The 25,662-nt window shown below is 60.3% G+C and carries 18 protein-coding genes; 6 read left to right on the top strand and 12 right to left on the bottom strand.

Annotated elements, in window-relative coordinates; genetic code table 11:
• Nucleotides 1–50 precede the first annotated feature (50 nt).
• Entirely contained in the window at nt 51–1,004 is a 954-nt protein-coding gene (locus tag JAO77_RS08380; RefSeq protein WP_235998316.1) for a bifunctional helix-turn-helix transcriptional regulator/GNAT family N-acetyltransferase, read from the bottom strand.
• A 265-nt stretch (nt 1,005–1,269) separates the two neighbouring features.
• Here JAO77_RS08380 and JAO77_RS08375 point away from each other — a divergent pair, with 265 nt between their 5' ends.
• Entirely contained in the window at nt 1,270–3,882 is a 2,613-nt protein-coding gene (locus JAO77_RS08375) for a S8 family serine peptidase (RefSeq protein ID WP_198989882.1), read from the top strand.
• A gap of 98 nt (nt 3,883–3,980) precedes the next feature.
• On the opposite strand, the gene JAO77_RS08370 is transcribed toward JAO77_RS08375, so the two are convergent.
• The 3 genes from JAO77_RS08370 to JAO77_RS08360 form a co-directional block, all read right to left on the bottom strand.
• On the bottom strand, nt 3,981–4,787 hold the full coding sequence (locus JAO77_RS08370; protein ID WP_198989881.1) for a M57 family metalloprotease: 807 nt from the start codon (nt 4,785–4,787) through the stop codon (nt 3,981–3,983).
• A gap of 410 nt (nt 4,788–5,197) precedes the next feature.
• Complete coding sequence (locus JAO77_RS08365) at nt 5,198–6,331, bottom strand: multinuclear nonheme iron-dependent oxidase (RefSeq protein WP_370549915.1); 1,134 nt, start codon at nt 6,329–6,331, stop codon at nt 5,198–5,200.
• A 3-nt stretch (nt 6,332–6,334) separates the two neighbouring features.
• A complete protein-coding gene (locus tag JAO77_RS08360) occupies nt 6,335–6,502 on the bottom strand; it encodes a chryseobasin-related MNIO class RiPP peptide (protein ID WP_198989880.1) in 168 nt (55 codons plus the stop codon).
• A 369-nt stretch (nt 6,503–6,871) separates the two neighbouring features.
• On the opposite strand from JAO77_RS08360, the gene JAO77_RS08355 reads away from it, so the two are divergent.
• Both JAO77_RS08355 and JAO77_RS08350 read left to right on the top strand, forming a co-directional pair.
• Nucleotides 6,872–9,892, top strand: a complete 3,021-nt coding sequence (locus tag JAO77_RS08355; RefSeq protein ID WP_235998314.1) for a SusC/RagA family TonB-linked outer membrane protein — start codon at nt 6,872–6,874, stop codon at nt 9,890–9,892.
• A gap of 21 nt (nt 9,893–9,913) precedes the next feature.
• Nucleotides 9,914–11,392, top strand: a complete 1,479-nt coding sequence (locus tag JAO77_RS08350; RefSeq protein ID WP_198989878.1) for a RagB/SusD family nutrient uptake outer membrane protein — start codon at nt 9,914–9,916, stop codon at nt 11,390–11,392.
• Nucleotides 11,393–11,463: 71 nt separating this feature from the next.
• Here the strand turns inward: JAO77_RS08350 and JAO77_RS08345 are convergent, their stop codons facing one another.
• The 3 genes from JAO77_RS08345 to JAO77_RS08335 form a co-directional block, all read right to left on the bottom strand.
• On the bottom strand, nt 11,464–11,937 hold the full coding sequence (locus JAO77_RS08345; protein WP_198989877.1) for a hypothetical protein: 474 nt from the start codon (nt 11,935–11,937) through the stop codon (nt 11,464–11,466).
• A gap of 128 nt (nt 11,938–12,065) precedes the next feature.
• Complete coding sequence (gene feoB, locus JAO77_RS08340; protein WP_198989876.1) at nt 12,066–14,234, bottom strand: ferrous iron transport protein B; 2,169 nt, start codon at nt 14,232–14,234, stop codon at nt 12,066–12,068.
• 23 nt (nt 14,235–14,257) lie between these two features.
• Nucleotides 14,258–14,539: a FeoA family protein gene (locus JAO77_RS08335; RefSeq protein WP_213019354.1), complete on the bottom strand. Its 282-nt coding sequence runs from the start codon at nt 14,537–14,539 to the stop codon at nt 14,258–14,260.
• A 264-nt stretch (nt 14,540–14,803) separates the two neighbouring features.
• Between JAO77_RS08335 and JAO77_RS08330 the strand changes: the two genes are divergently transcribed.
• Nucleotides 14,804–15,673, top strand: coding sequence for a carboxypeptidase-like regulatory domain-containing protein (locus JAO77_RS08330; RefSeq protein WP_198989875.1), 870 nt, complete (start codon nt 14,804–14,806; stop codon nt 15,671–15,673).
• 160 nt (nt 15,674–15,833) lie between these two features.
• Nucleotides 15,834–18,530: a cyclic nucleotide-binding domain-containing protein gene (locus tag JAO77_RS08325; RefSeq protein WP_235998313.1), complete on the top strand. Its 2,697-nt coding sequence runs from the start codon at nt 15,834–15,836 to the stop codon at nt 18,528–18,530.
• A gap of 66 nt (nt 18,531–18,596) precedes the next feature.
• Here the strand turns inward: JAO77_RS08325 and JAO77_RS08320 are convergent, their stop codons facing one another.
• The 5 genes from JAO77_RS08320 to JAO77_RS08300 form a co-directional block, all read right to left on the bottom strand.
• Nucleotides 18,597–19,643, bottom strand: coding sequence for an adenylate/guanylate cyclase domain-containing protein (locus JAO77_RS08320; RefSeq protein WP_198989874.1), 1,047 nt, complete (start codon nt 19,641–19,643; stop codon nt 18,597–18,599).
• The gene (locus tag JAO77_RS08315; protein ID WP_370550087.1) at nt 19,640–20,023 is read right to left on the bottom strand and encodes a response regulator; all 384 of its coding nucleotides are present in this window, start codon (nt 20,021–20,023) and stop codon (nt 19,640–19,642) included. The genes JAO77_RS08320 and JAO77_RS08315 overlap by 4 nt, the downstream gene beginning before the upstream one ends.
• A 39-nt stretch (nt 20,024–20,062) precedes the next feature.
• Nucleotides 20,063–21,448 carry a sensor histidine kinase gene (locus JAO77_RS08310; protein WP_198989872.1) on the bottom strand — a complete coding sequence of 462 codons (1,386 nt, stop codon included), beginning with the start codon at nt 21,446–21,448 and terminating at the stop codon, nt 20,063–20,065.
• 32 nt (nt 21,449–21,480) lie between these two features.
• Nucleotides 21,481–22,875 (bottom strand): sensor histidine kinase, encoded by a 1,395-nt coding sequence (locus JAO77_RS08305; RefSeq protein ID WP_235998309.1) that lies wholly within the window; start codon nt 22,873–22,875, stop codon nt 21,481–21,483.
• Nucleotides 22,876–23,018: 143 nt separating this feature from the next.
• A complete protein-coding gene (locus JAO77_RS08300; protein ID WP_198989871.1) occupies nt 23,019–24,395 on the bottom strand; it encodes an alpha/beta hydrolase family protein in 1,377 nt (458 codons plus the stop codon).
• Between the two features lie 336 nt (nt 24,396–24,731).
• On the opposite strand from JAO77_RS08300, the gene JAO77_RS08295 reads away from it, so the two are divergent.
• Nucleotides 24,732–25,628 (top strand): carboxypeptidase-like regulatory domain-containing protein, encoded by an 897-nt coding sequence (locus tag JAO77_RS08295; protein ID WP_198989870.1) that lies wholly within the window; start codon nt 24,732–24,734, stop codon nt 25,626–25,628.
• The last annotated feature ends 34 nt before the right edge of the window (nt 25,629–25,662 follow it).

Raw genomic sequence — 25,662 nt, 5'->3', positions numbered from 1 at the left:
CGCAAGCTCAGCATGACAGTTTTTTGTGGCTATGCTCATAATAACTGGCCCTAGGAGGTCAGCAGTAGTTCCATTTGAATGTTGCAGCGCTCGTAGGGCGAGGGCTGGCCGGCTACAGTCTTCCTAAAACCCAGCTTGTGGTACAAGCTAAGAGCGGGCTTAAGCTTAGTATTGCTTTCGAGGTAAAGGCGGCGCGCCCCCAGCGCCCGCGCCTGGGCAATGGCCGCCTGCCCCAACTGAAAACCGATACCTAGGCCCTGCGCCGTGGGCGACACAGCCATTTTAGCTAGCTCATACGAAGCGTCGTCCATTTTCAAGAGCGCGCATGTACCCACTACCTGGCCGCCGTATTCGGCCAGCAAAATGCGGCCGCCACGTTGCAAAATGTATTCGTCGGGGTGGTCTAGCGCTTTCAGGTCGGCCTCCTCTACCCGAAAGTAGCGCTCTATCCACTCCACATTAAGGCGCTTGAAGTCGGGCTGGTGGGCTGGCGTGTAGTCGAGCAAGCGCACCTCGTCGGTCACGCGCTCGTCGCGCAGGGCCTTCACCCGGCTGCCTAGGCTCTGGCGCGACAACGCATATTCCATCTCCTCAATAGCTAGCCAGAGGTTGTGGCGAGTTTCAGCCAGCAGTGCCTCGGTGGCCTGCCGCACGTCGGCGGTTTGCTGCTGCAAGGCGGGCCACAAAGCGGCCCCTTTTTCGCTGAGCGCCACCACGCTGCGGCGCTGGTCGGCTTCGCCGCGCTGCACCACTACTAGGTCGTGTTTGGCCAAGTCCTTCACTACCTGGCTTACGGCTGCGTGCGTTTGGCCGATGCGCTCGGCAATGTCGCCCACGTGGCGTCCCGGCTCCTGGGCTACTGTGCAAAACACCGGAAACCAGCGAGGCTCAAATGGCAAGTGATACAGGTCATACACCTCGGCCGCTTGGCTGGTCATCGTGTCAGTAAGGCGCCGCAAACGGCTACCTAGGGCCGCAGGCCCTACTTCATCGAAGAAATCCATACGACAAATATAAAGGGTTTATGTAAGTACTTACAAATAATGCTGCATTCCTTAATCGGGCTTTATAAAGCCTCACGCACCTATCTATTCGCCTGATGTTTTCCGTAAGCTCAACAGCAGCGTTTTTCTGCTAGCGCTGGCAGCACCATCTTACTTTTAGCAGCTACTGCTTATTTTGGTAACCTAGGCGACCCTCAAATCGCCGACTACTTATCTAGTGCGTGCTTCATCCTTACTCCTAGCTATTTCCCCGTCTGCCTTTCGCTTGCCTAAGCTGTTAAGCTGCTGCTTGCTGGCTGCGCTACCGCTGCGCGGGTTGGCCCAGAAGGCTACTTCAAAGCTGGCCCCTACCGTAGCCGCTGCGGCGCGCCGCGGGGCATCGGGCCAGGCTGTAAGAATACGCGTGCACGATGCGGCTGCATTTCGCCGCTGGGCAGCGCAGCAAACGCCCGCCTTGTCTGTGCAGCCTAACCCCAATGCTGCGCAAATACTTACCCTAGGGCCCGTATCGGCGCAGCAGCTGGGGGCATTAGTAGCATCGCCGCTGGTCGAGTTTGTGGACGTAGCCAATCGCCAAGCTCACGACGAGCGCTTACTCAACAGCGCCGACCTGACGGTGAACAGCCTGGTGGCCGTGCAGCAGCGCTACCCTACCCTAGTGGGCCAGGGCCTCACGGTTTCCGTCAAGGAGAATGCGCTTGACCCTACCGACCTCGACTTTCGGGGCCGGCTGCTGAATACGCCGGCGGGTACGGTTATTCAGTCGGCGCACGCCAGCACTATGGCCACGCTCATTGCGGGCGGCGGCAACTCGGGGCCCGCGGGGCGCGGGGCCGCGCCGCAGGCGCGCATCGCGTCTTCCTCTTACGCTAACCTGCTTCCCGATGCTAATGCCGACCTAGTGCAGCAAGGCGTGAGCGTGCAAAACCACTCGTACGGAACAGGCATCGAGAACTACTACGGCCTCGAAGCCCTAGGCTACGACCAACAGGCGCGGCAGCTACCCACGCTGCTGCACGTGTTTTCGGCCGGCAATTCGGGTGCGAGCGCCAGCACTAGCGGCACCTACCAAGGCTTGGCGGGCGTGGCTAACCTCACCGGCCAGTTCAAGATGAGCAAAAACTCATTGAGCGTGGGTGCTACCGATGCCCTAGGGCAGGTGGCAGCGCTCAGCTCACGCGGGCCGGCCTACGATGGCCGCATCAAGCCCGAGCTAGTCGCCTATGGTGATGCCGGCTCGTCTGATGCCTCCGCGCTGGTGTCGGGCGCGGCCCTGCTGGTGCAGCAGGCCTACCGCGATGGGCCGGGCGGCAGCCTGCCGACTTCGGCACTGATACGGGCCGCGCTGCTCAATAGCGCCGATGATGTGGGCCGGCCCGAAGTGGACTTCGTGTCGGGCTTTGGCCAGCTCGATGCCCTGGGGGCCGTACGCACCCTGCGCGAGGGCCGCTACCAGCAAGGCACCCTAGGGCAAGACCAAGAGCAGGTTTTTCAGCTAACCGTGCCCGCCGGCGTGCTCCGTCTGAAAGTAACCCTCGCCTGGACCGACCCCGAAGCCGCCGCCAATGCCCCGCAGGCCCTGGTCAATGACCTCGACCTGGCAGTGCTGGGGCCAGGTGGCGTGGGGCTGTGGCTGCCGTGGACGCTCAGCGCCTACCCCCACCCCGACTCGCTAGCCCAGCCTGCCCGCCGCCGCGCCGACCACCTCAACCCTACTGAGCAAGTGACGCTGACGCTACCCGCCGCGGGCACCTACCAGTTGCGGGTGCGCGGCTACCGCGTGCCCAGCGGCCCCCAAGCGTTTAGCCTGGCCTATGAGGTAGCTACCCCAGGCCTAGAGTGGCTGACGCCCAGCACGGTGCGCAACGTGCGCCCCGCCCAAACCACCTTGCTGCGCTGGGCCTGGGCCGGCCCCGCCACCCTAGGGCACCTCGAATACCGCCCGGTGGGCCAAGCAGCGTGGCGCACCGTGGCCACGCAAGTAGACCTAGCCCAGCGTACCTACGCCTGGAGCGCGCCCGACACTACCACGCTAGCCCAGCTGCGCTACGTGGTGGGCAGCCAGGTTTACCCCTCCGATACCTTCGCGCTGGCCCGGCCGCTGCCTGTGCGCATAGGCTACGTGTGCCCCGACGAAGCCCTGCTAAGTTGGCCCGCCACTCCCGGCGCCACGCAGTACCAGGTGTACCGCCTCGGCGCTACGGCCCCTGAGCCCTTCCAGCTCACGGCCGACACGACCCTGCTCGTAGCAACGAGCCAACAGGCGGGGCCCTACTTCGCGGTGGCGCCGGTGCTGCGTGGCAAAGTAGCCGAGCGCGGCCCCACCAGCAACCTCGCCGAGGCCGGCGTAGGCTGCTACATTCAGTCGTTTTTGCCCCAACAGCCAGTCGCCGACACGGCGCGGCTGGTGCTGGCCCTCGGCAGCCTCTACCGCCTGCGGGCCGTGCAGCTCCAGCGCCTCGGGCCGAGCGGGTTCGTCACCATCCAAACCCTTAGCCCGGTTACGCAGCTGCGCACTATTTTCACTGACCTAGGGGCCACGCCGGGCCTCAACCAGTACCGGGTGCTAGGCCAAGACGATGGCGGCCGCACCTTTTACAGCGCCACCGAGGCCGTGCAACTGGTGCGCCGCAACGAGCTGCTAGTGTTTCCGGTGCCCGCCCTTATCGGCCAAGACCTGCAAGTAGCCGGCGAGCCCAACGTGCCGCTGCGCCTGCGCCTCTACGATACCCTAGGCCGCCTCCTGCGCGACCTCACGGTCGATGGGGCCATCAATACATTGCCAACCAGCGGCCTGCGCCCCGGCGTGTACCTGCTGCGGGCCACGCCCACCACGGGCGGCGATATCCTTACTCGCCGGGTAGTACTAGCCGAGTAGTAGCGAGACGCCCGGCCCCAGCGCCCTAGGCGCACAAAAAACCCCCGGCCTAGATGCAGGCCGGGGGTTTTCGTTACTAAACCGTAGTAGCTACGGGCTTAGTAGAGGTAGTTAAGCGCCGTCACGTCGTTGGCGTTGAAAGGCCGGTTTACACCGTTGCCCACGCAGGCCAGCATCCACGAGTTGGGGTCGGGTGCCGAAGGCGTGCCGGGAACGAGGATGGCTCCCACAGTGCTAGCGCCCTCGTTGGTAGCCGTGCCGCCGCAGCTATACGCGCGGTTCATGTAGTCGGTGTGGCGGAAACCAATGCAGTGGCCCATCTCGTGCGCCATGATGGTAGCGATGTAGTTGACATTCGTGCTATTAATCACGTTAGGCACAAGCGTGAAACCGGGAGCTGGCTCCCCATTTTGCGGAAAACCGCCCGATTGGCCCAGTACGCCCGACCCTAGGTTCGACGAATACTTGACGGGCAGGTTGGCCGTGCCCGTCGTGATGCGCCGGAACGTCAGCTGCAGTCCCTGCGCGTTGTAGCGGCGAATAGCCTCGTCAATCGCTGTCACATAAACCGAGGGAAACTGACTCGAGATGCTGACGGTAAGCACGCGCGGCAGGCGGCCCACCAGGTTGGTGGTGCGGTACTGCTCGTCGGCACCCACGCGCAGCATTGAGTAGTTGGTTTTGCTAGCCAGCAGCTCCGGGGTGAGCAGAATGTCACCTTCTACCCGGTAGCCACCTTCCACAGCTTGCATGTCTTGGGTGCTAAAGCCGAGCGCTTTTACCTGGGCCGCTACATCAGTCGAAATATCGGTGGGTTTTGCAACGTCTTCGGCGGTTTTCTGGCAGCCCGTCAGGGCCAGGGCTGCACTGGCGCCCAGCGCCAGCAAGAGGGAAAACTTAGACATACTAGAAATTGGTTTGGGAAAAGGAAGAGTGTGAGTGTCAAGAAATAGCCTCTCTCCTGGCTGTTGCATCTAACAGCTAAGAGCAGCTCGTTCTTGTCCTCAAAGCACGCGCTTCTTTCTACCTAACCAAAGGACAAACAGCGCAATTTTGCGACATGCTACTTTAGCTATGTAGTCCCGTTTTTTAGCTATTCCTTATCAAATAAGTACATTCTCTCTTATCCTCGTTTTAAGCTCTACTAGATGAGATTTTGATTAACAAATAGTTAAATCTTCAAAGTCATTTACCCTAGAGTTGCTTTTTCGGACTTTAAGCTACTAAAAACGCGCTATTTAGCCCTCTTCTTTCGCGCCTTCTTTTGCCTTACCCAGGCTGCTTGTTATAAAAGCAAGGCCCTTTTTCTCCACAGCTACTTCCATTTTTGCGCAATACTGAGCGCTGTCTCCAGCATGTAGGGCTCCCAATGCTCTATCTGCCAAGCCGAATGGGCTAGCACCGACGCCCGCAGCCGCTGTTGCGCCTCGGGCAGCGAGGTAGCCGTTTCCAGAATGTGTGAGAGCTGCCGCTGCTGCTCGTGCAGCAGGTCGTCTTGCACGGCCAGCGCCGGCAGGGCCGGCCAGCGCGGCAAAAAGGCGCTGGGCACCGACCTAGGCGCGTGGTTGTGCTGCTGCACCAGCGCCGCCATCTGGGCAAAGTCGCGCCGAAACTGCACCTGGCTGGCCTCAGTCTTGAGGCTGGTGCCGAGCTGCTCTAGCACGACATACTTTAGATTGGGGCAGCGCGGCAGGGTGCGTGCCAGCAGTTCAAACACCTCCGTGGGCACAGCCTCGTCGTGGGTATCGCGTCGGATTCTGCGAGTGGGCAGCAACTGCGAATTTTCCCAGCTGCCGCCCGAAATGTGGATTTCGCGCACCCGGTCTAGCTCGTAGCATCCTAGGAGCTCCTCGTAGTCAATAGAAAAGTTGTGGAGCTGGCAATACAGGTTGTGCAGGTCCAGTATCAGAAAACCGTTGACGGGCGCCAGCAATGCTGATAAAAAATCGCCCTGGCGCTTCACCTCGTCGAGCGAATAAGCGAAGGCCAGGTTTTCGAGCCCCACCGGGCACCGGGCCGCCTCTGCAAGGCGCGCCAGACGGTCTTGCCCAATTCGCAATGCCACCGGCGAGTACGGCACCGAGAGCGGGGCCCCGGCATGAAAGTTTTGGCCCGTAAACGCCCCAAAATGCTCGGTAACGTGCGCAAACGAGTAGCGCTGCGCCAGTTCGCGCAGCTGGCACAGCCACTGTTGCTGCTCGCTGGTCCAGCGGCCCGACAGCAGCGAGAAGTACACGCCGTGGCCTAGCAGCCGCTGCTCGCTGCTATAAGCGTGCAGCAGCTCCGTAAACCAAGCGGGTACCTCACTGGCCCAGTACAGCGCATCAAACGACCATTCGAGGGCGTCGACTTGGCCCGCTTCCAGCAGCGGGAGCGCGGCGCTCAGGATGTCCGCATCCAGGTTGCAGGCGAGGGCGGCCAGCACAGCAGGGGTTTCCGGCGTATCCACGGCTTAGCCTAGGCCGCAGGCCGGGCAGTTATAGGGCTCTTTTTTCTCACCCTGGTTAGCTTGGCCCGCCAATTCTTTGGGCTTGGGGTCACCCTTTTTGCCGCAGCTGGTAGTGGCTTGCACGGTCACGCCGACCAAGATGGCGCTGAGTAAAGCTTTTGAGAGTTTCATAACAGGAGGAGTGGTTGTGGGTCAGTTGTAGTTGGTAGAGCCACCTAGGGCCTCCAATGGTTGCACACCGCCGCACAAGTCCGGAGACTCGGCTAATCAAGCCTCACCTACTGCTGGCTGAGCGAGAACTCAGCATTTCACCTATACAGCTACCATGCCCCCTATTCTGCTTAGGTAGAGCCTTTTTCAGCCTCTTCACGCGCCCTACACTATCAATAATTCAACTGAATGTTAATTTTTTTCATCTATTCTCCAATAAGCACCTATTTTCTTTGTAGTTGGCCTTTTGCTTTTTTTAGTTTTTCCCCACCCAAATGGCCTACTCGCTCTTATCCTTTTTTACCAATTATTCCATTCTATATGAGAAACATGTTCACCCCTTTGCTGGTGGTGGCTGCTCTGCCCGCATTTGCCCAGTCCTCGGCAATCAGCGGGCGTGTAATAGGCTCAGACAGTGGCCCGCTACCGGGAGTTACTGTTTTGGAGCAAGGCACTACTAATGGCACGGCTACCTCGGGCGACGGCACCTTCTCGCTAAACGTGAAGCCCGGCGCCACGCTAGTTATCAGCTCTATCGGCTATACGACCCAAACGGTGGCCGTAGGCAACCAAACGACCCTCAACATAACGCTGCAAGCCAGCACTAGCACCCTCAACGAGGCGGTGGTAGTGGGCTACGGCACCCAAAGCAAGGCCGACCTCACGGGCGCCGTGACCCAGCTCTCGGGCAGCGTGGTCGAAAACCAGCCCGTTACGAGCTTCGAGCAAGCCATCCAGGGCCGCACGCCAGGCGTAGTTATCAACCAAGGTAGCGGTAAGCTGGGGCAAGGCATCAACATTCAGGTGCGCGGCACATCGTCGGTAACGGCGTCGAACCGCCCGCTATACGTTATTGATGGCGTACCGATTACGTTCCAGGACCAGTCGCAGGCCGGCGACGAGCCCCTAAACCCACTGGCTGACCTCAACCCCAACGACATCGAGAGCATCAGTATTCTAAAAGATGCTTCGGCCTCGGCCATCTATGGCTCGCGCGCCTCGAACGGTGTAGTCCTCATTAACACCAAGAAAGGTCGCCAGGGCCAGACTAAGGTGAACGTGGGCTATTACTACGGTATTAGCGCGCCCACGCGCTTTCGCCAGTTTCTGAATGCCGACCAGTACCGCACGCTGCTGAGCGAGTCGATGACCAATGCGGGCCTCATCGGTCCTGATAGCGAGACGCAATACCCCACGCTGGCCGACGCGTATGCTGGGGAAGGCAGCCTCGACTACAACTCGACCGACAACACCCCCTGGGACCGCCTAGCCTTCCGCAACAACGGTAAGTTTAAGCTCTTCAAAGGCGGCGCCAACGTGGCGCAGTACGACTTTAGCGCATCGGGCGGCGATGCCAAAACGCGCTTCTTTTTGAGCGGCACCTTCAATGACCAGAAGGGTATTATCATCGGCAACCGCTTCCGGCGGGGTAGCCTGCGCCTGAACCTCGACCACAGCATCTACGAAAACCTCAAGGTAGGGCTGAACGTGTCGCTAGCGCGCACCGTCAACGACCGGGTATCGGGCGACAATGCCTTCTCGAACCCCTTGCAGCTCAATGCGCTCACGCCGCTGCAGCCGCAGTACGACCCCACCACGGGCGCGCTGAACACCAGCACTATCTACTACAACAACCTACTTGACCAGGAACTGGGCTCGAACCGGGCTGGTACCTACCGCTCGTTCACCACGGCCTACCTCAACTGGACCATCCTGAAGGGCCTAGTGCTGCGCACCGAAGTTGGGGGCGACTTCCTGAACCTGAATGAGGACCTCGTGCGCGGTGCGGGCACCCAAGACGGCGGCGCCACCGGCTACGCCTTCAACTCGCAGACGCAGACGGTTAACTACACAAACACGAACACGCTAACCTACGCCTTCAACCTTGGCGAAAACCATCACTTCGACGTGTTGGCGGGTGAGTCGTACCAGCGTGCCGACCAGAAGGTGACGTCGGCCGAGGGCCGGGGCTTCCCTACGCCGCAGTTCACGCGCATTGCCAGCGCAGCCGTGAAAACGGGCGGTAATACGTCGTTTGGTACCGGCTACTCCTTCCTCTCGTACTTCGCCCGCGCCAACTACAACTTCCAGGGCAAGTACCTGCTGTCGGGTAGCGTGCGCCGCGACGGCTCGTCGCGCTTCGGGGCCAACAACCGCTACGGCACCTTCGGGGCCGGCTCGGTGGGCTACCTGCTGTCGGAAGAAAGCTTCCTGAAGGGCAACGAAATCATTAATTACCTGAAGCTGCGCGCCAGCTACGGCGTCACCGGCAACGGCGAGATTGGCAACTTCAGCTCGCGCCGCTTGGTGTCGGCCCTACCCTACGCCGACCAGTCGGGCATTGCCCCGGATGCCGCCCTTGGCAACCCCAACCTGAGCTGGGAAACTACCAAGCAGGTGGACCTAGGGGTAGAATTTGGCTTCCTCGACAACCGCATCACCGGTGAGGTAGACCTCTACCAAAAGAACACCACTGGCTTGCTGCTCAACCGCCAACTGCAGCTGGTGAGCGGCTATACCACCATCACCGAAAACGTAGGTGGCCTGCGCAACAAAGGCCTTGAAATCTCACTGAACGGCCGCATCCTCGACGGGGACGTGAAGTGGACAGTGGGCGGTAACATGTCGTTTAACCGCAACCTGATTACCGACCTGCCGACACCCATCATCCCGACCGGCAATACCATTAGCCGGGTGCAGGCTGGCGAGCCCCTAGGTGTGTTCTACACCAAGAAATACGCTGGTGTGGATGCTGCCAATGGCGACGCCCTCTACTACAACGCCGATGGCTCAACGACCAACAGCTACGCGGCCGCCCCAATTCAGAAAGTAGGCAACCCGAACCCCAAGTTTACGGGTGGTGTTAACACGACCGTTAACTACAAGGGCTTCGACCTGAGCGCGCTCGGGCAGTTTACCTACGGCAACGACATCTACAACTCGGCAGGTACGTACCAGTCGGCCAACGCTGACTTCTTCGACAACCAGACCATCGACCAGCTCAACCGCTGGCAGAACCCCGGCGACATTACCTCGGTACCGCAGGCGCGCTTCGGCGCTTCTAATGGCACCAACACTTCGTCGCGCTGGATTCAGGATGGTTCGTTCTTCCGCATCAAGAACGTGACCCTAGGGTACAACCTGCCGGCCGAGCTCGTGAAGCGTGGACACATCCAAACGCTGCGCATCTACATTACGGGCCAGAACCTGGCCACCTTCACTAAGTACACCGGCTACGACCCCGAGGTAAACACCTACGGCCTAGGTACTGCCAGCTACTTGCTAGGCCACGACTTCTACACGCCGCCGCTGGCTAAGACGTACTTGCTGGGCGTGAACATAGGCTTTTAATAATTTGTCCTTTAGTTAGATATGAAAAATATATTCAGCTGGTCCGCCGGTGTCTTAGCCCTGGGCCTAAGCCTAGCGGGCTGCAAAGACGCGCTGCAGATAGAACCCCAGCAGAGCATCAACGCCGACGACGCCTACAACACTTCGCAGAAAGTGAGCGCCGCCGTAGTAGGTGCCTACGCTCGCCTCGACGACCCTCGCCTCTATGGCACCGACCTGATTCTGGTACCCGAACTCATGGCCAGCAACGGCTATATCTCGTGGGCGGGTACCTTCCAGAACTACCGCCAAATCTCGTTGCACACCCAGATTTCGACCTTGTCGAACTCCCAGGGTATCTGGACGCAGGCCTACAACGCCATCAACCAGTGCAACTTGATTTTGAATGCCTTGCCCGCCGTGACCGATGCCGGCCAGCGCAAGCAGTTTGAAGGCGAGGCCCACTACATCCGGGGTATCATGTACTTCGAGCTGGTGCGCCTGTTTGCGCAGCAGTACCAGGCCGGGGGTGGCAATACGCAGCCGGGCGTGCCCATCAACATCGTGCCGATTACGACTACCGAGCAGGCCGACGTGAAGCTACCCCGCGCTTCGGTAGAGGAGGTATATACGCAAATACTCACTGACCTGCGCACGGCCTCTACCATGCTGCCCACCCAGAACGTAACTCGCGCATCGAAGTACTCGGCCGAGGCTATGCTGGCGCGCGTGTACTTGCAGCAAGGCAACTACACAGCCGCCCGTGACATGGCTAACGACGTTATCACCAACAGTGGCGCTAGCCTCGTTGGCTCGGTAGCAGCAGTATTTGCCAACCGTAACAGCGCAGAAAGCCTCTTCGAGATTCAGCAGAACGACCAAAACAACGCGGGCACCAGCAACGATGGCCTAGCTACCTACTTTGCCGGCTACAGCCCCAATGGCGACCAAACCGTGCTTTACGGCCGCGGCGACGTGTTTATCTCGGGCGCTTTTGCCAACCAGTACGGCTACGGCAGCGGCGATGTGCGCGGCACCGACTCGCTATCGGCTATCACGACTAAGAAGCTTATCTACCTGAGCGATGGCAACAGCCGCCGCAACCGTCTGCGGACCTTGAAGTGGCGCACCTATGGCCAGAACATTCCTATTGTTCGCCTAGCCGAGATGTACCTCATTCGGGCCGAGGCCGATGTACGGGCCGGCAACACTACCTCGGCCACGGCCGACGTAAATGCTGTGCGGACGCGTTCGGGGGCCACTGCCCTTGCTACCGTTACGCTTGACGATGTCCTGCGTGAGCGCCAGCTAGAGCTAGCCTTCGAAGGCTTCCGCATCCACGACCTGCACCGCGTTAATGGCATTGTCATTCCGGCCGTAGCGGCCAAGCCAGCCACAGCTGATTCGCCCGCCGTCCCGGCTTCGCCCGCCGTGTATGCTAGCGACCAACGCTTTGTCCTGCCCATTCCGCAGCGCGAAATCAACAATAATTCGCTTCTTACGCAGAACGCTGGCTACTAAGCCTCGCACTCTACGCCACAAAAAAGGCCGCCCCGAGTATCGGGGCGGCCTTTTTCATTCAGTGCTTTATACTACTCGTCCTCGTCGTCATTGCGAGCTTCAAAATCCAGGTCGCGGGCCAGGTCCACGGCCTCGTCGTTTACCTGCGCTAGCAGGTCGGGCGCGTCGGCGTCGAGGGTGCGAGCGAAGAGGTCAAGTATCGCCTCACCTTCGTCATTGACGTAGATGTTAGTATACACCTGGTCAAATAGCTTGCTCTCTTTGTGAATCTGCTTGTCGATGTCCTCGGGCGAACGGGCGGTGCTAAGCGCGCGGTGCAGCACATCAGCCGCGCGCCGGGCTTCGTCGTGGTCGCCTAGGTCGGCCAGTAGGCGCAGCAGGCTCGTGGCCACCCCTAGGCGCCATTGCTCAAAGCGAAAGCCCTGCTCGCGGGGCGCGGCTTGCTCAAAGCCTGTGTAGGCGCCCAGCACGGCGGGCGTCAGGTAATGCTGTTGGTCGGCCGGCGTGCGGAATGCGAGATGCAGCAGGGTTTCGTAAGAAGTCATTTTAGCAGAAGAAGCAATAAACAGATTATCCTTGCGAGAAAGTACGATACAGCAACAATCGAGACGAGTTTGAAGGGTTCGATTGCTGCGCCGTGCTTCCTCGCAAGGACAAACATACTTGGAGTATCCTAGCCCCACACCTGCCACACCAGCAGTGAGGCGGCGTAGGCTAGGCCGGTCATGTACACCAACTGCCCTAGGGGCCAGCGCCAGCTCTTGGTTTCGCGGTAGGTGACGGCCAGCGTGCTCATGCACTGCATGGCGAAGACGTAAAATACCAGCAGCGACAGTGCCCGCACTGGTGTGAAAAAGGGCTGCCCATTGAGGTCTTTTTCATTAGCGAGCTTCTGCTGCACGGTACCTAGGTCGGCATCCTGGCCCACGCTATAGATGGTGCTCATGGTACCCACAAAGACCTCGCGCGCCGCAAACGATGTGAGCAGTGCAATACCTACTTTCCAGTCGAAGCCCAGCGGCCGGATAACCGGCTCGATGACGTGACCGAAGGTGCCTGCGTAAGATGTTTCGAGGCGGGCCGAAGCCACGCGGCGCTCTAGTTCGGCGGCGGGCCAACGCTGAGCGTCGGCCTGCTGCTGCATCTGGGCTTCGGCTTGCGCCTGCCGGTTGCCAGGGCCGTAGCTGGCCAGCACCCACAGCAACACCGAGATGGCCACAATCACCTTACCAGCCTGAAATATAAAGGCTTTGACCTTCTCCATGATGGTCAGCCCCACGTTTTTCCAGCGGGGCCAGCGGTACACCGGAAACTCCATGATGAAGTAGCTGCGCTCGCGGGCTTTCAAGATTTTCTTGAGCGCAAAAGCCGACACAAGCGCCGACACCAGACCTAGGAGGTACAGCCCCATGAGTACCAGCCCACGCATATTAAAGATGCCGAGCCACGACTCGTCGGGCACCACCAGCGCCACCAGCACCGTGTACACCGGAATGCGCGCCGAGCACGACATCAGCGGCGTCACGAAGATGGTTAGCATCCGGTCCTTCCAGCTCTCAATGGTGCGCGCGCCCATAATGGCCGGCACGGCGCAGGCCAGCCCCGAAATAAGCGGGACCACGCTCTTGCCACTCAGCCCGAAGGGCCGCATGAGTTTGTCCATCAAGAAGGTAACCCGGGCCATATAGCCGGTTTCTTCTAGCACCGCCAAGAAGGCGAAAAGCAAGGCAATCTGCGGAATAAATATCAGCACGCCCCCTAGGCCAGCAATGACGCCCTCGGTGAGCAGCCGCACCAGCGGCCCACTAAAATTATTCTGCAGCAGTTCATTGAAGTTGGCCACCCCTTGGTCAATGAGGTCCATAGGGTACTGCGCCCAGGCGAAGATGGCCTGAAACAGCAGAAACAGGATACCTAGGAAAATGAGGTAGCCAAACACGCGGTGCGTCAGCACCTTGTCAATCTTGTTGGAAGCTGGCTCGCGCTGCTCGGTGCGCGTCACAGTCACTACTTCCAGCAGCAGCTCGTTGATGCGGGCGTAGCGGCCAATGGTTTCTTCGGCCTGTCGCGCTGTCGAGTCAAACTTGTACTTCTCGGTCAGCTCCAGTAAGTACGCCCGGTCGTCGTCGCTCAAAAAGCGCAGGCCCCGAAACTGGTGCGCATAGTGCAGCGCCAAGTAGTCGTTGTGCAGGTTGAAGTAGTAGCGAATCTGGCGCACCAGCGGCAGCAGGTCACCCTCGGGTTCCCAGAAGCGCAGGGCGGGCGGGGCAGCCAGGCGCTCGGCCATCACGATGCGCAGCGCAGCCACACCCACGCCCTTGCGGGCGTTCATGGGCACCACGGGCACCCCTAGCTCGCGCTCCAGCGCGGCCAGGTCAATCTGGATGCCGCGCTCGGCCGCCAAATCGGTCATGTTCAGGGCCAGGATGGCGGGCAGCCCTAGGTCGGCGAGCTGCGAAAACAGCAGCAGGCTGCGGCGCAGGTTGCTGGCATCCACAGTCACCACCACAAAGTCGGGGTAGTCGGCCGCGCCAGGGTTGTAAAGCAAGTCGGCAATTACTTGCTCATCAAGACTTTTAGGGTAAAGCGAGTACGTGCCGGGCAGGTCGATAATCTCGGCCCGGCGCTGGCCGCCGAGCTGGGCTACGCCCGTCTTGCGGTCTACCGTGACGCCCGGAAAATTACCAACCTTTTGGTTGAGGCCCGTGAGCTGGTTGAAAAGCGAAGTCTTGCCCGAGTTGGGATTGCCGATGAGGGCAAGGCGGGGAAGGTGCGGGTCGGCCGCCGGCCGGTTGGAAGGGGGCAGCGTAGTCGGCCGGGGCGCAGTTGGAGTTTCCTGCATCGGCGGGGAAAGTCAGGGGATATTTAAGCTTTCAGTTGAATGGTTGTGGCCTCGCTCACGCGCAGCGACAACGTATATTCTTCATCACCAAGCACTAGCATCAGCGGGTCGCCGAGTGGGGCGCGGCCAGCTAGGCGCACCTGCGTGCCAGGGATGCAGCCCATCTCAAGCAGTTTGAGGGCCATTTCGGGGTCTTTGAGGCAGCACACAGTTGCCGTTTCACCCACGCGCAGGTCATTGGCAGTGCGGCGCGACGAAATGGGGGTAGGCGCAACGGTACGGGGAGAGCGACGAAGAAAAGCCAAAGTAACTGCTGCTATTTAGACGGGATTTAAACAAAGATACGTCCGTTTGGGGCTCGAAGGTTCCTTACAGCGCCAATAGTAGCGCAACAAGTGCCTAGGCGGTGGGTATCTGCTAGCCTAGCCAATTTGTTTCCATGAAGCCCTATTTTTTAGCTCCTCCATGCGGAGCTAAACATCGTTACGGTATAGATTTGTATTACCGCAACTAAAAACTTATTATATATGTACAGAAGCTTACTTTATTTTGCATTATTCTTCTTTGGCTTGTCCACTTTAGCGCAAGCCCAAGCCACGGCACCCGTACTGCTAGCGGGTAAGATTATCGATAAAGAGACGAAAGAGCCCTTGCCTTTTACCTCCGTAAGCCTGCACGACGAGCAAACCGGTGCCCTCAGCAACGAGTTCGGGGTGTTTCAGCTACCTGCTCCCGTCAAGAATGCACAAGACTCGCTGATAGTAATGGCTCTCGGCTACAAGCACCTCGCTGTGCTGGTAAAGCGAGGCCAGGCCCAGGCCGATATGGTGATAGAAGTGCCGCGCATGGCCATTGCCCTGAGCAGCGTGACGGTAAAAGGTGGCAAAGTCAAAAATCTAGGCCTAGGTGCCACTTCTAACCGCCCGGGTGAGGGCCTGCTGCAAGGCCAGCCGGGCAGCCAGTGTGCTTTCTTTATTAAAAATGATAAAAATCACCGCCTAGGTAATATCCGGTCGGTATCGTTTTACATCGGCGAAAATGGTTTTCCGCGTGAGCCGTTTCGGGTGCGCATTTACAAAGCCGATGGCAACTACAACGCCCCTAATACCGATATTCTAACCCAGAGCGTGGTGGTGTCCTCGCCGGCCGGCGGGCAGTGGTACACCGTTGACCTGACGTCGTACAACGTGGTGGCTCCTGAAGAAGGCTTCTTTGTAGCGATGGAGTGGATTGTGAGCGGCGATAAGTTCTTCAAAACTGACTTCATGGACGAGAACTACACACCCTTCGGCCAGATTATGCGCCCCACCTTCGAGTTTAAGGAAAGCCGCACCTGGAACTACACTATTGCCCGCGGCTGGAACCAGCTCACGCTGGCCAACGGCCAGGGCCAGCGCTACAACGCCATGATTAAAGCCGAAGTAGACATGATTAAATAACCGCGGCCTGGTTGCTCCTGCGAGGAGGCCCCGGGAAACAATTGCGCTTGGACGAGCTATTTGAGCTCCATTCGAGCGCTATTGTTTCCTGGGGCCTCCTCTTAGTTTTTCGCACCTCCCTCCCCTGCCCTAACTTGCCGGCTCATCTGTTGCTGGCGCTTTGTTTACTTCCTCTACCTGGTACCGGCTGCTGGGCGTGCGTCCTGACGAGACGCGAACGGTCTGGCTGTTCTTTCTGCACAACTTTTTGCTGGGCATCGGCACCATCTTGGTGTACGTGGCGGCAAATGTTATTCTGCTCGAAAACAACCCCGAGCGCAACCTGCCCCTGGCCTACGGCACCGCCGCGCTAGCCATGATGGCGGCTGGGCGGGTGTACACGTATTTTGAGCACCACCTAGTGCTGCAAAAGCTAGCCGGGCGCGTGCTGGTGGCGGTGGTGGTGCTGGCGGGCGTGCTGGGGGCGCTGGTGCTGCTGGGCCACTCGGTGGCGGCAGCGGTGGCCATTATGGCCGGCTACCGGGTTATTTACCTGCTCACCAACCTAGAGTTTTGGGGAGTGTCGGCGGTGGTGTTCGACGTGCGGCAGAGCAAGCGACTGTTTGGCCTCATTAGCGCGGGCGACATGCCAGCCAAGGCCCTAGGGGCTGGCTTGGCCATTATCATCCACGCGCACACAGATTTATTGTATCTGCTGCTCACGGCTTTTGCGGCCTACGGGGCGGCGCTGCTGGTGGTGAAAGCCACGCTACGCTCGCACGATGTAGAGGCGCGCCCAGTGGGCCGGCGGCAGCGGGTGGCGGGTACCAGCGTGTGGCAGCGCTGGTTTGGCAACAACCAGCTCGTACTGAGTATTTGCCTAAGCCTAACAGCTATCGCAGCCGTGACGACGGGCGTGGAGTATTCGTTTTTTGTCAACGTCAAGCACAAGTTTCACGACCAAACCTTGGTGATGCGGTACGTGGGCGGCGTGCTAGCCCTCACCTACCTGCTGGCTATGTTGTTTAAGGTGGGCTTGGCGCAAGTGACGCTTGACCGCCTAGGCATCCGGCGGATGCTACTGACGCTGCCGGGCACCGTGCTGGCAGGGCTGTTGGCTTTTGGCGCCCTGAGCTGGCTGGGCGCCGGCGAATCGACGCTGCTCATTTATTTCTGTGGCTTGTACCTAGGGCTGGAAGTACTGCGCCGGGCCGTGTTCGACCCAGTTTTTCTGGTGTTGTTTCAGCCCCTGGCGCCCCCCGAGCGCCTGCAGGCGCATACCCTGGCTAAGGGTTACTATGAGCCCCTTGGCATGGGCCTCGCGGGCCTGTTGCTGTTTTTCACGGCTAGCCACGAAGCTATTGCCGAATGGCTGCCCTTTGTGTGGATGGCGCTGTTCATGGCCGGCGCGCTGTTCTTTTTGGCGCGCACATATGGGCACTACCTCGCCGAGCTACAGCACTCCTTGAGCCAGCGCTTCTCGCTGACTGAAGAATTGCGCACCGAGCTCCCTACCGAGCCTATGGCCGCCGTAACCCAGGCGCCTACCGACCTAGCCGAGGCGCAGGAGCTTACGAAGCTGCTAACGGACAAAAAGCGCCGGGCCGCCGCTACCTCGCGCCTCTTGGTGCTGGGCCCAGCGGCCGTGCCGGCCCTGGTGGCAGCACTGCAGCCGGGCACCCCCGAGCCGCTGGCCCGCCGGTCCGCCTCCGTGGCCGGGCAGCTGCGGCTGCCCGAGGGCCGCCGCGCCTTGGTGGCACTGGCCCAGCAGCCGCACCCCACCCGGCGCGAAGTGGCCCTACGCGCCCTGCGCGGCTTTGCCCCCGTGGCAGCCGATGCCCCTATTTTTCAGGGGCTGGTAGAAGACGAGCTGCGGCTGGCGCAACGGCTGCTTCATGGGCTAGCGCCCCTAGGTATCGCCAGCGAGCTGGCGCGAGCCCTAGACTACGAGCTCGACCGCATCGAGCAACGCATTTTTGGCTTGCTGCAGCAGCTGTACCCGCCCCAACTGATAGTAGACGCGCAGCGAGGCGTGGCCCACGCCGCCCGCGAACGCCAAGCCAACGCCCTAGAAATTCTGGATAACCTCATTCCGCGCCCTTGGTATCAGGGCCTGCAAGCGCTGCTCGATGTGAGCCCGGCCGCCGAAAAAGCGCAGGTATTTGACCAGTTGCTCGGGCCACTGGCTACCACTACGGCCCTGCCAGCCTACATCATCCAGCAGGGCGAGGTCACGTTTAGCGACTGGACCGTGGCTGTGGCGCTGCGGCAGCACATGCCTACCCTAGGGCAGCTGCCTGATTGGCTACCCTACTTTACCAGCCCCAACGCGCTGCTGCAGGAAAGCGCTCTTACGGCCATCAACCACCTGGCTACCAGCCAGCATACTATTTATAACGAGGCCCTGCGACTGCTGCCGGCCCTCCCCCAGTTGCTTATGAGCCACCACGCCGCCGCTGCCCACTTGCCGGCCCAGGCCCGGGTGGGCCTGCTCCGCCACACCGCGCTATTTGCCGAGACGCCCGAAAACGTGCTCAGCAGCATCGTGCCCATTATGCAGGAAGTCACGTTTCCGGCTGGCCACCAAATATTTGCTAAGGGCGACCTAGGGGCTTCGCTCTACATTGTGTACGAGGGCGAAGTAGGCATCTTCAACGGCCCGCAGCTGCTGACTACTTTCCGGCAGGGCGACTTCTTCGGCGAGCTGGCGCTGCTCGACGCCGAGCCGCGCTCGGCCACGGCGGTGGCTCAGAGCGCGGTGCGGGCCTTCCGGCTCGACCAGGATGACTTTTACGACGTGATGGAAGAACGCGGGGAGGTCCTGCGCAATATCCTACGCGTGCTCTGCCAGCGCCTGCGGCGGCAGAACGAAGCGTGAGCTTGGTGCCTCACTGTTAGTGCCTAGTGCTTAGTATTCCAGTAACTAAGCACCAAGCACTAAGCACTAAGCTAGCACTTCGTACGTCATTACGGGTTGCTCTTTGTTTTTGAGCTTCACTTCGCCCACGGGCCGGCACTGAAACGACTCTTTGATGCGCTGGTAAGCGTCGGCTCGCACGATAATCTGGCCGGGCTTGGCGGCGGCTTGTAAGCGCTGGCTCACGTTTACAGTATCACCTATCACGGTGTAGTCTAGGCGCTTAAGGGATTCGGAGCCAATGTTGCCCGATACCATTTCGCCGGTGTTGATGCCGATGCTGACGGCTGGGCGGTACTCGGTGCCGGGAATAACCTGCTCGGCTTCGGCCAGGAGGCGGGTGCGCACAGCCAGGGCCGCATCCACGGCGCGGTCGAGGTGAAAATCGCCCCGGAAAACGGCCATCACCGCGTCGCCCATAAACTTATCAACGTAGCCACCCTGCGCAATTATCTCCTTCACCATCTGGTCGAAGTAGCGGTTGAGCAGGTCCACCACCGTGGCGGCAGGCAGCTTTTCGGAGAGCGACGTGAAGCCGCAGATGTCGATGAATACCACCGTGCCCTCGATGGTTTCGGAGGCCAGCAGGCGGCTCTCAAAGTCAGGCCGCGCCATGAAGTTGATGACCGTCTCGTCGACGTACATCTTCAGGATGTTATTTTCCTGCATGGCCTTTAGCGTATCGCGCAGTTGCTGCACCTGCGAGATAGTTTTCTCGATGGTGACTTCTAGGTCATTGAAATCGACCGGCTTGCACACAAAATCAAACGCGCCGCGGTTCATGGCGGCGCGCAGGTTGGCCATGTCGCCGTAGGCCGATACGATGACGGTTTTGATGATGGGATTGGTTTCGTGCAGCTCAGTGAGCAGCGTCAGCCCATCCATCACGGGCATGTTGATGTCGGAGAGCACGATGGCTGTGTCGGGGTGCTCGGCCACGCGCACCAGGGCTTCCTGGCCATTAGCGGCAAATACAAACTCGTATTCGCCTTCGCGTATTTTGCGACGAAACTTCTGCTTTACAAGCAGTTCCAGGTCAGCCTCGTCGTCTACGACCAGTATTTTTGTTTTCATGCGGAAGGCAGAGCAAGTAGCTTTTCTTTGAGGGCGGCGAAGTCGACGGGCTTGGTCAGGAAGTCGTCGGCGCCGAGGGCCAGGGCCTGGGTGCGGCTCGTCTCATCGCCATAGGCGGTTATCATCATCACGCGGGGCGGCGGCGGCGGGGCGGGCTCGGTGCGCACGCGGCGCAGCAGTTCTAGGCCGCTCATACCCGGCATGTTGATGTCGGAGAGGATGAGCACTACTTCGGAATGGTGCTCGTGCAGATACCCTAGGGCCTCCTCGCCCGAGTAGGCGAAGGAAAAGGCCAGCGCCCCACTGCGGATTTCGCGGCGAAACCGCTGCTCGAACAGCGTCCGCACATCAGGCTCGTCGTCAACAACCAGGATTTTCATCATAGTAAAGATAAGAATAGTACCGGGCCCTAGGTGCCACTAGTAAGGCAAGCGCAGGGTAAACGTAGTTCCTTGACCGGGCTGCGAAGCTACTTCGAGCGTGCCGCCATGTCCTTGGACAATGATGTCGTGGGCCAGTGAGAGGCCCAGGCCCGTGCCCTCGCCCGTGGGCTTGGTGGTGAAGAACGGCTGGAATATCTTCTGGCGCACCGCCTCCGCGATGCCCGTGCCATTGTCCTGCACCTGCACCTCCACCTCGTCGCCCACCCGCCGGGTGCGCACCTGCACGGTGGGCGCGTAGCCCGGCTCACCGCCCTGCTGCTGGCGCTGGCGCACGGCGTAGAAGGCGTTGGTCAGCAGGTTGAGCAGCACCCGCCCCAGGTCCTGGCTCACGGCCTCGACCAGGGGCAGCACCGGCGCCAAGTCGGTGTGCAGGGTGGCGTTGAAGGCCTTGTCCTTGGCCCGCAGGCCGTGGTAGGCCAGGCGCAGGTACTCGTCGCAGAGGGCGTTGAGGTCGGTGAGGCTGCGCTCGCCGGTGCTGGCGCGCGAGTGCTCGAGCATGCCCCGCACGATGCTCGCCGCTCGCTGCCCGTGCTGCACTATTTTGAGCATGTTCTGCTTTAAATCGCCCAGTAGCTCAGCTTCGAGCAGCGGGTCACGGGCGGGGCGCTTCCGCTCTTCAGCCAACTCCTGGGCCAGCTCGGTGCTGACCTCAGCGAAGTTGTTGACGAAGTTGAGCGGGTTCTGAATCTCGTGGGCGATGCCAGCCGTGAGCTCGCCCAGGCTAGCCATCTTCTCGGCCTGAATCAGCTGGTTTTGCGTCAGCTGCAGCTCTTCCAGTGCCTGCTGCAAGCTAGCTGCCTGCTGCTGCAGAGCAGCCGTGCGCACCTGCACCAGCTGCTCGAGCTCGGTGTTGCGGGCCACAATGCGCTGCTGCGCCTTCTCTTCTGCGGCCCGGCGCTCCAGCTCGATGGCCAGCCGCTTTTTCTGGCCACGGGCAGTCCAAAATAGACCCACCATCCAGAAAAACACGCAGGTACCGACCATGTCGATACCGTCGTTGTACTCTTTGAACGACCTAGGGGCCAGTTGGCGCCACCCCACTGCCAGCAAGAGCACGGCTGCATACGGCACCAAGGCCAGCCCCAGCGTGCGAGCGGGTGGGTAGTCGCGCAGCCGCCACACCACTTGCAGGAACTGCGCGATTACGAACAGAATAAATATATCGTCTATCAGGTCGCCATCGAGGTGCAGCTTCTCGCCGAGCAGCAAGTAGCCTACCCAGACTACCGCTCCCGGAATCCAGAGCTTAGCTAAGCGCCGGTCGAGTGCCGGCAGCCGCGTGGCCGTGCCTAAAAACCGCCGCACCATCCAGAGGGCCAGGATAGCTACCGGGGTACCGAGCAAAATGCCATCGTCTTCCATTTTTCAGCTATAGCAATTTGTTGTTCCGTCGTCTACTCTGGGCTGTAGATGGGCAGGCGCACCGTAAACGTGGTGCCCCGTCCCTCCTGGCTTGCTACGGTGAGGTCACCGCCATGTCCTTGGACAATGATGTCGTGGGCCAGTGAGAGGCCCAGGCCCGTGCCCTCGCCCGTGGGCTTGGTGGTGAAGAACGGCTGGAATATCTTCTGGCGCACCGCCTCCGCGATGCCCGTGCCGTTGTCCTGCACCTGCACCTCCACCTCGTCGCCCACCCGCCGGGTGCGCACCTGCACGGTGGGCGCGTAGCCCGGCTCACCGCCCTGCTGCTGGCGCTGGCGCACGGCGTAGAAGGCGTTGGTCAGCAGGTTGAGCAGCACCCGCCCCAGGTCCTGGCTCACGGCCTCGACCAGGGGCAGCACCGGCGCCAGGTCGGTGTGCAGGGTGGCGTTGAAGGCCTTGTCCTTGGCCCGCAGGCCGTGGTAGGCCAGGCGCAGGTACTCGTCGCAGAGGGCGTTGAGGTCGGTGAGGCTGCGCTCGCCGGTGCTGGCGCGCGAGTGCTCGAGCATGCCCCGCACGATGCTCGCCGCTCGCTGCCCGTGCTGCGTTATCTTTTGTAGGTTTTGCGTTAGGTCGCCCAGCAGTTCCAGCTCCAGCTCGGTGTCGGGCGAGGGCTTGGCTTGCTCCTCAGCCAACTCTTCGAGTAGCTCGGCCGATACTTCAGCGAAGTTGTTGACAAAGTTGAGCGGGTTCTGAATCTCGTGGGCGATGCCGGCCGTGAGCTCGCCCAGGCTAGCCATCTTCTCGGCCTGAATCAGCTGGTTTTGCGTCAGCTGCAGCTCTTCCAGCGCCTGCTGCAAGCTGGCCGCCTGCTGCGTGAGGGTGGCTGAGCGCTCGGCTACTAGGCGCTCTAGCTCTGCATTCTGGGTTGCAATGAGCTGGTGAGCTTGCTCTTCTTGCTGGCGCTGCTGCTGCTCTTTGGCCAGAAGGCGCTTTTGAGAGCGAGCCACTAGCACCAAGCCGATGAGCCATAGGTTGGCAAAATTGCCCCATCCCTTAAAAAGGCTGGCATAGGGCGCCAGCAGGCGCAAATTGCCTAGGTCTAGCCCAAACCTGACGAGCCGGTGCAGCAGCAGGGGCGCCAAGGCCAGCAGCGCTAGCCGGGCCGGGCGGTAGTTCCACAGCAGCAGCAGCGTTAGTACCACCACGGCGTACACCCACAGCATGTAGGCATCGTCGAGCAGGGTACTGCGGTAGCGAAACGCCGCCGTTATGCCAAAGCCGAGCACGGCGGGCACCCACACCCACGACAGCGCCTGGTTCCAGCGCGGCAGCCGCTCGGCCAAGTTAAAAAACCGCCGCAGGGCCAGCACTATCAGCATGCACAGTGGGCCAGCCACCAGCAAGTCGAAGTTGTAGAGCGCGGACATTTCGCTAGGATATGAGTGAAGAACAAGGCGCAACCGCTAGGCGAGGCCCCGCCCGGCCCCTATCGGCGGGGCGAAGAACGTGTTGCCGCGCCATTCTTCCAGCTAGCTGCCCAGCAAAGTTGTTGGGCACCCCCTAGGACCTCTCATTTGCGCGCCTGCGCCACCAGCCACAACCGCATCGTTTCGAGCACGGCAGGCGCCACAATGGGCCGCGGCTCGCCGTCGAGCACCACCCATTGGGTGGGCGGAGGCTGCAGCAAATGGTTGACGCCCGCCAGCCGTTGGCTGCTGACAGTACGGTTGCCATTGGCGCGCAACTCCTTCTCCAGCGCCAGTTGGTGGTCGGCCGGGGGCGCTTGCTCGTCGGCTAGGCCGCTTAGCAGCAGCACGGGTGCCTGCACGGCTTGCAGCCCGGCCAAGGGGTCAAACGTGAGGAAGGCCCGGTACCAAGGCATTAGCTGCGCGGCGGCGCGTAGCTGTGCCATCTCGGGCAATAGGCTTGGCTCATCCTGGCGCAGCAGGTTGGCTACCATGGCTTGCGTCTGGCCTAGGTTGGTTGAGTAGCGCACTAGCTCGGCCAGGGTAGCCTGGCGGCGCAGGCGAATATCGAGCTCGCTGGGCGTCAGCTTGAGGGCGCGCAAGGCCGCGGCCTGCTGCGTTAGCAGCGTGGCCAGCCCAGGCTGCCCATAGCCTGCCAGACTCACCACAAAGGCTGGGGGCAAAGGCTGGGCGGCGGCCAGCAGCGCCACATTGGCGCCTTCGCCGTGCCCCACTAGCCCTAGGTGCAGCAGGTCTACCTCGGGCCGCGTACGCAGGTAATTAAGCGCCGCTTGGGCATCACTCACGCGTTGCGTGGTGGTAGTGGTAGCCGTATTGCCTTCCGACAGGCCCATGCCCCGGTCATCGAGGCGCAGCACTGCTAACCCGTGGCGAGTAAGATAGTCGGCCAGCAAGCTTAGCAGGGGATAGTTAGCCGTGGTTGGCTCCGATTGGTCAGCGGGGCGGCCATCGCGGTCCTGCGCCCCTAGGTCCGACAGCAGCACCACCGCGGGGAAAGGCCCCGTGCCCGCCGGCACCGTGAGCGAACCAGCGAGCCGCAGCCGCGCCGTAAAATTTGAAAATATTACTTTTTCTTCGCGGTAGGGCCGGCTCAGCGCTGTGACGGTGCTTGCCGCAGCGGGCAGTGGGGCGTGGCGCAGCACCAGCGTAGTGCGCAAGCCAGGCTGCGTCCAGGTGCCGCGCAGCAGTAGGTTTCCCGAATCGAGGCGGGCCAACAGGCGGCTGCCTAGCTGCGGCAGCAGCAGCCGCACCGAATCGGTACCAGGCACCAGCTGCAGCTCGGCCGGCACCCGATGCAGCTTCTGCATGGGTACATCGAGCGCCGCAAAATACTGGCCGCCCGTCAGGGCTACTGCGCTCACCGTCAAGCCTAGGGAGCCTCCTGGCAATAAAAGCTTACCCTGCCATAGGCCTTCCAGCGATACGTCCGCTTTGGGAGCCAGAGCGGTTGTCGGCGGCAAACCAGCACCGGCCTCAGGAATTGGGCCCTGCGCCCGTGTTTTAGGTACTATAGCGCCCCACCACAGCAGCAAGGCAATCAGATAACTATTTTTCACTTAGCATAGAAAATCAACCACTGTCAAGTCTTTCCGAAAGGTACTCCAAATTTGCATATTATCGGATGAAACTGATTTTTTCAGTCATTTTTCGATACGTATTTATGATTATTCTTATTGAAAAAATAAATAATCTTACCCTAACGGACACTTTGAGGTTATTTTTATTCGAAGTCGTGGAACTTCACAAAACATGATGCTAAATTTGTGGACTGAGCCTTTTTTTTAGCTTTTACCAATATGATAAAGCGACTACTATTCATTATATCCGTTATCGGGCTATCGCCATTTATTAGCCGCGCCCAGGAAGGCCGCATTACGGGCCGTGTGGTCGATGCGGAAACCCAGAGCCCCATTCCCTTCGCCTCGATTAACCTGCGCGAAGAGCAAACCGGCGCCCTTACCAACGAATATGGCTATTTCCAGATGGCCATGCCCACAAAGGTGACGGAAGACTCTATTGTTGTGATGGCCCTAGGCTATAAGCGCACTGCCCTATTTGTGAAGCGCGGCACCAACATGGAAGAAGTTATCCTGCAAATTCCGAAGCAGCCCATTCAGCTGGCCAACATTGTGGTGGAAGCTAGCAAAGTGCGGCCACTGATGCTCGGGGCGCACAACAACTCACCCGGCGCGGGCATGATTCAGGGGATGCCGGGCAGCCAGTATGCCTTTTTGTGCAAGAATGAGAAAGCAAAGAAGCTGGGCTTTATTCGCTCGGTAGCGTTTTACATCGGTGAAAACGGCTTTCCGCGCGAGCCTTTCCGGGTGCGCCTCTACAAGGCCGATGGCAACTACAACGCCCCCAACTCGGACATGCTCGGCGAGAGCGTGATAGTGTCGGCGGCCCGCGGCGGCGAGTGGTTCACTGTCGACCTGACGAGCTACAATATCCCGGCGCCTGAGGAAGGCTTCTACGTGGCTATGGAGTGGATTGTGAGCGGTGATAAATTCTACACCACCAACTTCATGGATAACTACACGCCCTACGGCCAGATTCTGCGCCCCACGTTTGAGTTCAAAGACAGCCGCACCTGGAGCTACGCCATCGGCCGCGGCTGGAACCTAGTAACGCTAGCCAACGGCAACTCCCGCTTCAACGCCATGATGCGCGCCGAGGTAGACGAGTACAAGTAGACCACAGATTCGAACGGATTTGTCGGATGAAACG

Source organism: Hymenobacter sp. BT559 (assembly GCF_016427535.1).
Lineage (GTDB): Bacteria > Bacteroidota > Bacteroidia > Cytophagales > Hymenobacteraceae > Hymenobacter.
Note: the sequence above shows the minus strand (reverse complement) of the source record. Positions and strands in the feature narration are given on the sequence as shown.